Here is a 12,872-nt window from a genome sequence, read left to right on the forward strand (position 1 = left end):
GCGGGGTCGGCGGGGCCGGCGGGGCCGGTGGGGCGGTCGCCGCAAACGCTGCGGGCGGGGAGGGTGGCAGTGGTGGTCCGGCAAACTGAGCCGCCGGTGCAGGGGGCGCCGGCGGCATGGAGGCCAGCGGCATCGAAGGTGCAGCGTTGTGGCCGACCGGCGTGGGAACGGCCGGCTGTGCCGGCGCCAGTGACAGCAGCGTCACGGGGGCGAACGGTACGTATCCGGTCGCGGCTATGCCCGGCATCCAGCCGGTGTCGACCGACTTTCCGAACCCGAGCACGCCGGCCCAGATGGGAAAGGAGATCAGGTAGAGCAGGGTGAACCCGCCGCCGTGCCCCAGACGTCGGTTGACGTTGTTGACCGCCATGATGAACACGACGAGGGCTACCAGGTTCGCGGCCGGAATGAACATGCCAATCACCCACAGGGCCGAATACCGACCGAGCTCAAGCAGGGTGATGGTGTTGACGATCGGCACCCAGGCCTTCCAAGCCTGCTCGCCGAGTTTCAGAAAGACCTTGCCGAGGGCGATCGACGAGAACACATACAGGCCGAGGCCGAGCAGCACGGCCACCACAACTACGGCTATCGCCGCTCCAGATGATTCATCCATTTATGCTTCACGGCCGCTGATCGGCGGCCGCTCCCCCAATCTGCTGGTGTCGCGCCGGTTCGGGCGAACGGTGATGACGTCGTATCGAGCTGAGCGTCGGCGAAAAGTGAACAGGTGGCGGGCATCCGCCAGTCGAGAGAAGGAGCGCAGCGAGATGGCTGCGCGCAGGCGTTGCCGCCGGGTTCCACTGGCAGCGAGGCCGGCGCGTTCGGCCGTGACGAGCGCCCAGAAGGCGTCGCTCTCGTCGACCTGAGGTGACACCGGCCCGAAGACAGCCCGGTCGGCGAGGGTCGCAAGCTGGGAACCGCCCGCCGATTCGTAGTACGAGGCGGTCTCGACCCGGGTCATGCTGCCCTGGTCGCTGAAACCGCGGTCGACGGCGGCGTCGATGTATTCGTCCCAGCCGCCCGCGAACCTGGCCGATACGTCGGCCGCGCGGGCCCGGTCACGTCGACGCTTGAATTTGGCACCGAGAATGACCAGGAACGGGGTGCTGATCGCGAGCAGCGCGGCCAGGCTGATGCCGCCGACCTTCAGGATCGCGAACAGCCAGGCCAGATCGGTGCCGGTGACCGGGTCCTGCTCCGGCTGGTCTTCACCGTTGGTCGGGTTCGCCTCGGGCGCGCGCTGCTCGGTTGCACCTTCGGCGATGACCTCGGTATTGTATTGCGGGTCGCGGGTCGTGTCGTCGATGGGTGACAGCGGGTTCTGAAACTGCGGGGTCGCGTCCAGGGTGATCCAGCCGCCGTCGCCGCTGGCCACTTCGACCCAGGCCGCGAGGTTCTGGCCCGAGCAGACTCCGCCCCGGCACGCCCCGGGTGCGCCCGAATCAGCGCCGGATCCCAGGGTGAATCCGAGCACCACGCGGGACTCAAAGCCGAGGTGACGAGCGAGCAGTGCGGTAGCGACGGCGAACTGTTCGTCGTCGCCGATAGCTGCCACAAGCTGGGAATTCTCGGTGGCGGTCGTGCTGTTCTGCTTCTCCAGCAGCGCGGTGAAGAGAGCGTCGATGCGGGCGACCGAGTGTCCGGACAAGCTCGGCGAGAACTGGTAGTCGCCGAGGTCGGCGGTCCAGGAGTCCACCGCCGGCACGGTCAGGGAGTGGCTGAGGTAGCCGCGCTCGCGCAGGCGGGTGACGAGTTCGGCCAGGCCGGTGCCATCGCGTGTGACGGCCTGGGCGTCGACCCAGTCGACCAGGCTCTGCGGAATCAGCGTTTCATCGATCGCGTCACCGGCCGGGCTGGCGAGAGAGGCGAGGTCCGTCGCATCCGCTTGTGAGTCGGAGACGATCGTGTAGCGGTCGCCGCGCTCGAGGGCTTTGAGTTGAATTCCGGATGCCGTACCCGCGTTGTAGAAAAAGCCGTCGCTCAGGTCAGCCGCGCGATCACCGGCAAAGCGGATGCTCGACAGCGCGCCGGCCTCCGGCATCCAGACGCCGCTGTAGCCGGCAATGTCGAACCGGGTCGTGACGCTGTCCGCGCTCGCCCCGCGCGCGTGCGGCACCCGGGCGAAGGCGGTGGCCTGGTCGCTCTCGCCCGCGGCGGGGTCGACGACCCGAAAGACTTCTCCGTCGTAGTAGCTGAGCACGGCGAGGCGCACGCGGGAGTCGGTGCCGTCGTCGATGGCCGGGCCGGATACCGTGAACAGCTCGGCGTCGTACTGCTCGGCGCTGAAATAGCTGCGGTACTGGCTGAGCGGGCTGACGTATTCGCGCAGTTCGACGGCCGGGTCGATGCTGCTCCGCAGCACCTCACGGGTCGGCGTCGCGGCAACGGCCGACAGCCCGCCGAGGGTGACGCCGATGGCGAGAACGAGCACCCCGCCGGCGAGAATGGCCCGGCGCAGGCGACCGCCGAGGCCGCCGGGAGTGCGCCGCACCCCGGTGGTGCGGGCAGCCAGGTCGAGTGCCTCGCTGCGGGCGAGGTGGGTGCGCCAGGCCAGAAAGCCGAAGGCCAGCAGCAGGGCGGCCAGGCCGATCAGGCTTTCGCGTGGTGCCGGCAAACTCACACTAAAAAAAGTCAGCGGAACGCTCACGGCACTCGACCCGAAGACGAGGCCGAACAGTTGCACGGCAAAGATCAGCGGCACGGCCAGGGCCATGAGCCGGCCGCCGCGCCAGGCCAGCGAGAGTGCCACAGTGGTGCCGCCGAGAAACAGCAGAAAGGCGGGGGCGAGCAGCGACTGATAGGAGCCGACCGGCAGTTGGATGGTGACGAGTTCTTTCCAGCTGAAGACCGTCGCGGTCACCAGGTCGAGCAGCCCGCCGACGGCGTTCGGCACACTCGTGAGGGCGGTCGGCGCCGCGAGCGGTACGCCGAGCAGCAGGTAAGCGCCCAGCACGGTCAGCAGCACGGTGAACCAGCTCCAGCCTCGACGGGCGCCGAGCCAGGCCAGAGCCAGGCCGGTGAGAATCGCTCCGGCCGCCATGATCAGGTAGCTCACGTCCTGGTAGATCGGCCAGGCCGCCCACACGGCAACGAGCATCATCGCCACGATGAACACGGCGTTGATCACCCAGGCACGCCGGCGTGGGACCGGCCCACGGCGCGGGCGGGTGGTCGGCACGGCACCGGTCGCAGGTCGCATGGGCTGAACTTCGGGCGCGCTCATGCTGCTCGTCGACTCAGCAGGGATTGCAAGTCGTCGAGCACACCGATGGTCAGCACGCTGGTGCCGGCCAGGTCACGAAAGCTCGGCTGTTCGTTGGGGTTGCACAATACGGCGACGACCTGCACGTTGCCGGCAAATTTGAGGGTGAGAACCTGCAGACGCCGAGCGGTCATCGCCGAACCGCAAATCACGAAGGCGATGGAGATGTCGGGCACGACCTGCGCTGCGAGCACGCACACGTCTTCGATGTGCATCGCGTGCGAGCTGGTTTCGATGGCGGTGAGGTCGTCGAGCAGAGTGCGCGTCGACACGACGCTCAGGCTGCGTACCGAACGGATGCTCTTCCGCACGATATCGGGGATTTCCTCGCTCGCTACGACGGCCAAATCGCGGCCGTCGCGAATGGCGCGCACGCCGAGCGAACCGGCGGCGCTGACCGCCATCTCGAACTCGTCCTCCGACGCGTATTCGGCATCGTTGAGGCTCAAGACGATGGCCAGGCGGGAGCGGCGGCTTTCTTCGAACTGGCGCACCATGAGCTTGCCGGTCTTCGCGGTGGATTTCCAGTGAATGTGCCGCTGCCCGTCACCCGGCGCGTACTCGCGAATGGCGTGAAAGGAGATGTCGGAGTCGACGATGTCACTCGTGGGGTTGCCCTCGAGGTCGCGCACGAACCCGGCGCTCGTGCTCGGAATCGATACGGTCACCGGATGCACGAACAGGCGGTTGACGTCGGCCCAGGCCACTTCACGGCCGAGCACACCGAGCGGGTCGCTGCGCACGGTCGTGACCGGGCCCACGTCAATCACACCGCGGCGGTAGGCCGGCACGCGAACGTGCTCTTCGTGAACCTGACCGCTGCGGAGGAGCGGCACGTAGACATCCGCCAGGCCTTTGCCAATGGGAACGTCGACGCGACCCGGCAGCTCGAGCCGTTTGGACACGTTGGTGACGGTGAGGGTGCCCAAAACCTCGGAGCCGGCCACCACCCGGTCGACCGGCAGCACGAAGTCGACGCTGTAGGCGCGCCCGCCGGCCAGAAAGGGCAGGGAGATGAGAATGAGGGCGACCGCCACACAGCCGGTGACGATCAGTTCGGTCCAGCCGAAAACGAGGCCGAGCGGCAGCAGCACGATCGCCGTGGCGACGACGACCCAGCCGGCCGGCGTGACCGTTTCGCCCACCCATTCGACGGATACCCGCGCACCGTTTCGCACAATTCGCGAAACCCGCATCCAGAGCACGACGGCGCCCACGAGGGTCAACGTTGTTGACTGGTTCGTGCGCGTGGTGCTGTACCGGGTGTGCGTTGCAGACCTGGTCTGGGTGCTGGTTCGCGCCAGATTTGAGGTCTGGGAGCGCCGCGATTCGGTGTGGAAGCTCACGCCAGGTCACTCCGACTGGGCGGTACGACGTCGAGCAGAATCTGGCCGATGACGGCGCTCGCGGTGACGCCGTCGAACTCGGCCTCCGGGTCGAGCACCATGCGGTGCGCGAGCACCTGGTCGGCGAGGGCCTTGACGTCGTCGGGGGTCACGAAGGTGCGGCCGTGGGCGACGGCCCAGGTTTTGGCGGCCTTGGTGAGGGCGCGGGCGCCACGCACGCTGACGCCCATGCGCACCTGGCGGGCATCCCGGGTGGCCTCGACCAGACGGCCGATGTAGTCGTAGACCAGGGGGTTCACGAACACTCCGCGGGCGATGTCGCTCATGCTCACGAGCGCCTGCGGGGTGATCACCGGGGCGAGTTCGTGGCGCACGTCGGCGGTGCCCTCGAGAATGCGAATGGTCGAGGCGAGGTCGGGGTAGCCGAGCGACGCCTTCATCATGAACCGGTCGAGCTGCGCTTCGGGCAGCCGGTAGGTGCCGGCCTGCTCGATCGGGTTCTGGGTGGCGATCACGAGGAACGGCACACCGGTTGAGCGGGTGACGCCGTCGATGGTCACGTTGCCCTCTTCCATCGCTTCGAGCAGCGCGGACTGGGTCTTCGGGCTGGCGCGGTTGATCTCGTCGGCGAGCACGACGTTGGCGAAGATCGGTCCGCTGTGAAACTCGAACTCGCCGGTCTTCTGGTCGTAGACGGTGATGCCGGTGACGTCGCCGGGCAGCAGGTCCGGGGTGAACTGGATGCGCGTGGAGACTCCCTGCACGGTCTGCGACATGGCGCGGGCGAGCGAGGTCTTGCCGGTACCCGGGTAGTCCTCGAGCAGCAGGTGGCCCTCGCTGACCATCGCGGTGAAGGCGAGTTCGATCACGTGGCGCTTGCCGAGAACGACCTGCTCCACATTGTCGACCATCATCGCGAAAGTCGCGGAAAACCAGTCTGACTGCTCCGTGGTGATTGTCATGTGTGTGGCTCTTTCAGTGGGGCGAAGATTAGTTGGTGGGAGCGGATGCTGCGCTACAGCCGAAGGGGCCAGCGAGGGTACCGGAGACGGCGGGGAGGTTCTTGGTTGCGGCTGCGGTCCAGGCGATGGTCCAGTTCACGTTTCTGGTCTGGGTCGCGTCGGCGGGAACCGCTGCTCCGTCGCGGGAAGCCCACGTGCGGCCGCCGTTTCCGTCGGACACGTCGTACTGGGCGCTCGTCACAGTTCCCTCAGCGAGTCCGACCGAGGTGGCGTCTACTGCGACCTTCAGGGTGCCGCCGATGACGCACCCTGTGTTGGTGAGCGCGGTGACCTCGTACTTGACTTGCCACGCCTGACCGGAATCCGCTGCCTTGACCGCCGACCAGTCGCTGCAGAGCGAGTCATCGTTGTCGGTGCAGTACCGCACCGTGATGCCCGGGTCGGCGCCGAAGACGGTCGAGCCGGTCGAAACGTCGTAGGCATCGAAGTCGACCACGAAATCATCGGGAACGGTTGCCTTCGACGTGGGCGTCGTGAGCAGGTACTGGCCAGTGCTCTGTCCGTTAGCTGGCGTCGCCATACCGTAGGTGTACGAGCCGTCGCCCGGAGCGGAGGGCTTCACCCACGTTGTGACGGAGCCCGCGCTGCCCACCGCCTCGCCGTATCCGTTGGAATAGCAGACCGTCACGTAGTACCTGGTGTGCTTGGTAAGGCCACCGATCGTGGAGTCCGGTGAGGTGCGGTTGCCGGCCGAAGTGATTGCCGCGCGAGTGAACGTGCAGACAGGATCCGGCGTGGTTGATGCCACGTACAGAATGTGTTCGGGCTCTGCGCTGAAGTTCTTGTTTGGCTCGGTGCCCGACACCGTGATCGAGGTGTTCTCGGAGGTTAGGGTGCCAGCCGTGATCGAGGGACTTCCCGCTACAGTCACCGTCTGATCGACCGAACGGTTGGTGGGCCCGCTGCCCGCCGGCTGGTCATCCTTGCTGAGCGGGGTGACATTAATCGTCTGCTCGCCGACGGGCAGCGTGCGGCTGAATTCTGTCGTCCCCACGCCGGGAACGGCGACGGGTTCTTCGGTACCGTTTACGCTGTAACGGTTGGTTGACGGGTCGTCGTTCTCGATCGTCACCGTCACAACGCCCTGCGCCGTCGTCGTTCGTTCGTCGAAGACCGGCTCCGCAGTGAGTGTGCCCATGCCCGGAGTGTCATACGACCAGGCCGTCACGCTCACCGCGGTGCGCGATTCCCCGACCGCATTGAAGGCTTTGGCCTCGTAGTCAGCTTTGTCACCGTTCGCCGACGTCGTGATGTTGCCGCAGTCGCCCGACGTGTCGCACCTCGCCACCGAAGCGCCGTTGCGGTACAGGTTGAAGCCTTCGAGGGCCGGGTAGGCCGCGTTAGCGCCGCCGGGGCTCACCGAGAGAGTCACCGACCGGTCGTCGTAGGCGATTTGGGCCACGGCGTTCGGCGCTTTCGGGTAGCCCTGCAGGTCAACCGTGATCGACCCATTGCGGGTGCCGGCGCTGAGCTTGCCCTGCGCGTCGCGCACCACAAAACTCGCCTCACAGACACCGCCGGCGGTGTCGCCCGACCAGCTGGCTCGAACATTCTTGGAATTCTCGACCGAGAACGACACCCCAACGCAGGTGCTCGGGGCGGTGACCGAGACCAATTCAAGCGGTGTTCCGCGGTACAGGTTGACCTCGCCGGGGGTGCCGACGACGGCAATCGAGCAGCTCGATCCCGACGACTGGGTGCAGGTCGTCGCGACGGTGCCGCCCTTGGGCAGTTCGCTCGGTGCCGGGCCTACCTTGAGCGCGAGCACCGCCGGAATCGCCTCGCGGTGGCTCGACAGGCTCACGGTGACCGCCGCCTCCCGGCCGGCCACGGCGTTGTCGGCGACAGAGATCGTGAGAATCGAGCCGTCCTGCGTGACGGTGAACTGGTCGGAGGAGAACTCGATCGCAAAGGTCAGCGCCGGCACGTCGCCCTTGCCCTGCCACTCGACCATGTGGCTGAGGTCGTAGCGAACGGCGTCGGCTCCCGGGCTCTCGGTCAGCGCGGCCGGGCGCAGTTCCGGCTGGGGGTCGAGCGGCTCGACCACGATGGGTACGACCAGCTGCGTGTAGTCCTCCTGTCCATCGATGCGTGCCGGCACCGTGCAGGAGTCGGTCCAGGGCGCATCGGAACCGGCCGTGTAGGTGACCGTCGTGCCGGAGTCGAAGGTGCAGGTCGCCTTGCCGCGCTCCCCCGACGAACGGATGCCCGTGCGCTGCAGTTCCAGCGTGGTCCCGGCGGGAATCGACACGAGGCTCGTCAGATCGAAACTGACCGAGGCATCTTCCCGCACGTTTTGGTCGACGTTCCCCTTCTTGAGCGCGATGATGATCGCATCCTTGGCCGGAATGCGCAGGAACCCGTAGGTGGTCACCAGGGCGCCCTGAAAATTCGGGCCGGTCAGGGCGAACGGGGCGAGAAGTCCCTCGTCGGGGACGTCGCCGCGGATCTTCCAGCCCGACACGTCAAGGCCGGGGTGGTTTCCCCACAGGGTCAGGGTGAGATCGGAGACATCCCCGGAGTTCCAGGACACCTTGTCGGTGACCACGTCGATGCCCTTGGGAAACCCGTCTCGTTCGTCGAGGGTCAGGGTGGTATCGATCACGACCGGGTAGTCGGGAACCGAGGTGCGCACCACCTTGACCACGATGAGTCCCTGGCCGACGTCGTCGTTGGCGTTGGTCACCGAGTAGACGAAGGTGAGCAGGCCCGGCTCGTCGCCGGCCGTGAACACCACGCGCGCGTCGGTGACGGAGTCGATGCGCCCAGCCAGCGCGTCGTACTCAGCGGTGCCAGCCGCGGCGTCGGGGGTGACCTGGCTCAGGGTGAGGCTGCCGCCGCCGGGTTCGATGTCGTTGGCGGCGGGAAAAACGACGACCTGGTTGTCGGGCCCGGCCTGCACCTCGACGTAGTCGCTGAAGGTGATCGGGCTCGGATTGGAGCGCTGGTCAAGTACGCCGATGCGCACGAGGGCGACGCCGGTGGTTCCGGCGGTGTCGCGTACGCGGTACTGAAATTCGATGGCGCCGTGATAGTCGCGGGGGCTGGAATAGACGACGGCGTCGCCGGTGGCGTTGAGCGAGGCCGTTCCGCGGGCCGGCTGGGTGAGCACCCGGTCGAGCACGACGGTGTCACCGTCGGGGTCGGTACCGAAACTGTCAAAGGGAATCTCGATGGTCTCGCCCGACAGCACCCGACCGTAGAGGGTGTGCGGCTGGGGCGCCGTGTTCTCCCCGTCGGCGAGCACCTCGACCGAGACCACGGCCGAGTCGATGAGTTCCGGCGAGCCGGCGGTGTAGACGCTGTAGGCCACCTCGTAGCTGCCCGGTTCGTCGGGGGCGAGGTAGCGCAGCTCGGCGCCGGCCGCGAAAGCGAGGCCACGGTCACTGCGGTTCTGCACCGATTCGGCGTTGAGCATCACGATGTTGCCGTCGGGGGCCACATCGTTGGCGAGCACCGGGATGTCGATCTGGGCGCCAACGCGCACCGAGACGCTGTCGTTCATGGCGATCGGCGTCTGCGGAACGGATGCCGAAAGCAGGTAGACGGTGGCCTCACCGCGCACGGTGTACAGCGGGTTTTCGGTGCCGTCTGACACCGTGTAACGCACGGTGCCGAGCTTGCCCGGTCGTTCGTCAGCGGTGGAACCGCGTACGCGCAGAATGTTCTGCCCGACGACATCGACGCTGAGCGAGGCGCCCAGAACGGTCTCCGGGATGGCTTCGCCGAGCAGCAGCACCCGGCCGGCCGGGTTGGAGACGGCGGTGAAGACGTCAACGCTGGTGTCGGCCTTGGGCCGCACGAAAACGGTCACGGGGGAGGTCGTGAGTGCCTGGGCATCCGCTGACACCACCGAAATGCGCGCGAGCGTGACGACCTCGCTCACGTCGTCGGCGATGGTGAGACTGACGGTGTAGTTACCGACGACGGTCGCGGAAAAGTCGAAGGCAGTACCGTTCGCCGTGATGCTCACGGCCCCGCCCTCGGTGCTCGACGGTGTCGTCGCCGACGTGATGCGGTACAGCCCGGCAGCGCCCGAAATGTACTCGGCGGGGTTCACCGTGAGGCGCTCGTTCACCGAAGCGAGCAGTGCGAACGGTTCAACGGTGAGCCGTGGCGTGGGCGTGACCACGATCGTGAGCACCTTCTCGGTCGAAGCGTCGTGAATGTCCGAGACGCGCACCAGAATCGTGGCCGACTGGGCGGCCTGTTCGGCCGCGTTCGGGTGCTTGTAGACGAGCACGCCGGCCGGCGTCACGCTGACCGAGCCGATAGCGGTGGTGTTCAGAGCGGATGCGACGAAGATCGGATCGCCGTCGGGATCGACCCAGCCGGGCAGCACCGGAATGGTCACGGTGCCGCCGGGCTGTACCTCGGGGCTCGGCCAGTCCTGCAGGCAGCCGTCGGTGCCGCACCAGACCGGGGCAGAATTGATCTCGTCGCCATGCACGGTGAGGGTGACCGTGGTCGGCGCGGAGTCGAGGCCGTCGGCGCGCGATCCGTCGGTGATGGCGTAGTTGAACGTTGCAGAGCCGCGAGCGCCGGGAGCCACCTGCACGGCGAGAGCCTGGTTCTGATCGGTGACGGTGACGGTGCCGAAATCGGGGTCGAGGCCGGTGACCGAGGCGGGCACGACGCTCAGCACGTCATCGTTGGCGTCGTGGTCGTTGAGCAGTACCGGCAGCGTGACCAGCTGGTCGATGCGCACACCGAAGGCGTCGGGCACGGCAATGGGTGCTTTGGGTTCAACGACCTCTGAAGCTTCCTCCACGTCGTCCTGGCGCTGGGGTTCTTCCGCCGCGGCGAGGGTCCAGTCCTGGGAACTGGCGACCAGGGCGCCGCCCGGAACGGTCCACACCCATCCGCTCCGGGTGTCATTGAGAATCATGAGCGATTCGTTGGCGCGAAAGGCGGGGGCGGCGTCGCCGGTCGGAGTTGCTGCGCCGTAGCTGAGGGCGGATTCGCCGTCGCTCTCGCTGAACAGGGTGCCGCCGACCCCGGAGGCGGGCAGCCAGGCGGCGTAGCGTTCTCCTTTAAAAGGGGTCGGCGCGGCGGGGGCGCCGAGCACGGTTTCAGAGTTGCCGACCAGTTCGGTGCGGGCCCCGTCGGCGAGCGCGAAGGAGATCAGGCCGGTCTGGTCGGCGACGAGCACGTCGTCGGCGGTGGTGCTCGGGCGTTGCAGCACGGCCAGTTCGCTGAGGTTGGTCGGGGTCGGAGCGTTCTGCCCGGCCAGCCACAGTTCGTCGCCGACCACGCTGAGCAGCGCCCAGCTGTCGCCGACAACGCTCAGTTGGCTTCCGGGCTCGGCCGGGCCGTCGGTCACGTCGTCACTATTGCGAATCTTGTCGTCGACGATGGAATAGCGCAGCACGCTTGCGGCCTCGCTGGAGTAGCTGTAGAGCACCCCGTCCGGTGTGATCGCGATGGCGTCGGAGCGGTAGACGCGCGGGGTGTCGCCCTCGGCTACCTCGTCGTCGGCGTAGGGATTGACCGCGCGCGGTGCTTCCGCGGCGCCCACGGTTCCGGCGAAGACCGTTCCGGCGCTCGTGAGATAACCGACCCAGGAACCCGATGACACGACGGTTCGGGTGCCGGCCGGCGTGCTGTCGTAGTCGCCGGCGTCGTCACCGAGGTCGATCGGCGCCGCGAGGCTCACGTCGACGACCTTCTCGTTGTTCTGCGCGTAGAGCAGCACGGTGGAATCGGTTTGCACCAGTTCGCTCGGCGCCGGCACGGTTTTCACGGTGTCGAGTTCGCCGAGGTCGGTGTTGACGCGGGCGTACCGGTTGCCGTCGCCGCTCTGCAAAGCCCAGATCGAACTCGCGTTCACCGGCGTCTGCTTCACGTCGAAACCATCGACGACGATCGCCACGGTGGCCAACAGCGCGCCGATCGCGCACACAGCGGCAATGCGGATGACGCCGAGACGAGCCGTTGACAGCACGGGCAGGCGGCGGCGAGTCCGTTTGCCGGCCATCAGAGCAGCCCGGTGATCACGAGCACGCCCACGGTGGCGCCGATCCCGACGATGACAGCGCTGGACAGGAGCAGGCTCAGTGTGAGCGGGGTGAATCGGGTGCGAGCCGTGTCGCTCGAGTCCGGCAGGGTGCCCTCGCGGGTCTGCGAGGCGGGGCGGCGGGTACTGCGCCGCGGGCCGGGGCGAAGGGTGGGAATAGAGACATTCGAGATGACAGCGCCACGCGATTCGTGGTTGTCAAAATCCACCGGCGCACCAGCGGATGCCCACGCCTCGTCGGCGACCTCCAGCGCGGTGAGCGGCAGTCCGAGGTCGCGTTCCACGCGCTGCAGGTCGTAGGCACACTCGAGCATGCTCCCCTGGCGGGCTGCCGGGTCGCGACTCATCATGCGGGCGAGGGCGCTTTCAAAGGAGGCGGGAACATCCGCTCGCCCGATGCTGGTGTATTTGGCGCGGCCAATGCGCTGTTTCAGCTGTACCCGCGACCCATTGGAACCGGCTGGCAGTTCGAACGGCGCCCGTTCGGCCAGAAGCGAATACATCGTGGCACCGAACGACCAGACCTCGGTGGCGATCGTACCGGTGGTGCGTTCGTCGACGACCTCCGGGGCACTCCACGGCAGCGACATGGCGAACAGCTCCTCGCGGGCACCGCCGGCCAGCGACGCGGCGATGCCGAAGTCACCGAGCACCGGGCCGCCGAAGGTCGTGGTGAGAATATTGGACGGTTTGATGTCGCGGTGCAGCACCTTGGAACGGTGCGCTGTCTCGAGGGCGCAGGCAATTCGCACGGCGATATTGAGCACGGTGGCTACGGACAGCGACTGGGTACGCTCCCGGGACGAATAGGAACCGGGGCAGAATTCCATAACCAGGTAGGGGCGGCCATCGGCCGAGATGCTCGCGTTGTAGACGGTGAGAATGGACGGGTGCGAGCTGAGGCGCGCCATGAGGTCCGCTTCGGCATTGAAGGAACGCAGTACGTCGGCGTCGACGATGTCCTGCAGCAGCACTTTGACCGCCACGGAACGGCGGGGCATGTTCTGTTCGAACAGAAAAACGTCGGCAAATCCACCGGTGCCGAGGGGGCGCACGTAGGTGTAGCCCGACAAAACGGGCGGAGCAGAAGGAAGTCGCCTGCCCATTACTCCCCCGACCTGCATTGTTCCTATGTGGCGTCTTTGTGTCGCAAAGACGCAGCTGGTCTCACGATCAATCTTAACGGCGACACTCGACCCCGCCACACACTGGGGCAAATGGTA

The 12,872-nt window shown here is 67.0% G+C and carries 6 protein-coding genes; all 6 read right to left on the bottom strand.

Annotation, left to right across the window (positions count from 1 at the left end):
• On the bottom strand, positions 1-616 hold a 616-nt coding region (locus tag CXY77_RS20300), incomplete at its 3' end, for a DUF5684 domain-containing protein (protein WP_233197168.1).
• A complete protein-coding gene (locus CXY77_RS01780) occupies positions 617-3,226 on the bottom strand; it encodes a transglutaminase domain-containing protein (RefSeq protein ID WP_104129509.1) in 2,610 nt (869 codons plus the stop codon).
• Entirely contained in the window at positions 3,223-4,611 is a 1,389-nt protein-coding gene (locus CXY77_RS01785) for a DUF58 domain-containing protein (protein WP_104129510.1), read from the bottom strand. Before CXY77_RS01785 ends, CXY77_RS01780 begins: the two co-directional genes overlap by 4 nt.
• Complete coding sequence (locus tag CXY77_RS01790) at positions 4,608-5,573, bottom strand: MoxR family ATPase (protein ID WP_092341653.1); 966 nt, start codon at positions 5,571-5,573, stop codon at positions 4,608-4,610. The genes CXY77_RS01785 and CXY77_RS01790 overlap by 4 nt, the downstream gene beginning before the upstream one ends.
• Positions 5,574-5,601: 28 nt before the next feature.
• On the bottom strand, positions 5,602-11,610 hold the full coding sequence (locus CXY77_RS01795) for an Ig-like domain-containing protein (protein WP_104129511.1): 6,009 nt from the start codon (positions 11,608-11,610) through the stop codon (positions 5,602-5,604).
• Positions 11,610-12,755 (bottom strand): serine/threonine-protein kinase, encoded by a 1,146-nt coding sequence (locus tag CXY77_RS01800; protein WP_104129512.1) that lies wholly within the window; start codon positions 12,753-12,755, stop codon positions 11,610-11,612. The genes CXY77_RS01795 and CXY77_RS01800 overlap by 1 nt, the downstream gene beginning before the upstream one ends.
• Positions 12,756-12,872 lie beyond the last annotated feature (117 nt).

It is taken from the genome of Cryobacterium sp. N21, assembly GCF_002929575.1.
GTDB classification, from domain to species: Bacteria; Actinomycetota; Actinomycetes; order Actinomycetales; family Microbacteriaceae; genus Cryobacterium; species Cryobacterium flavum.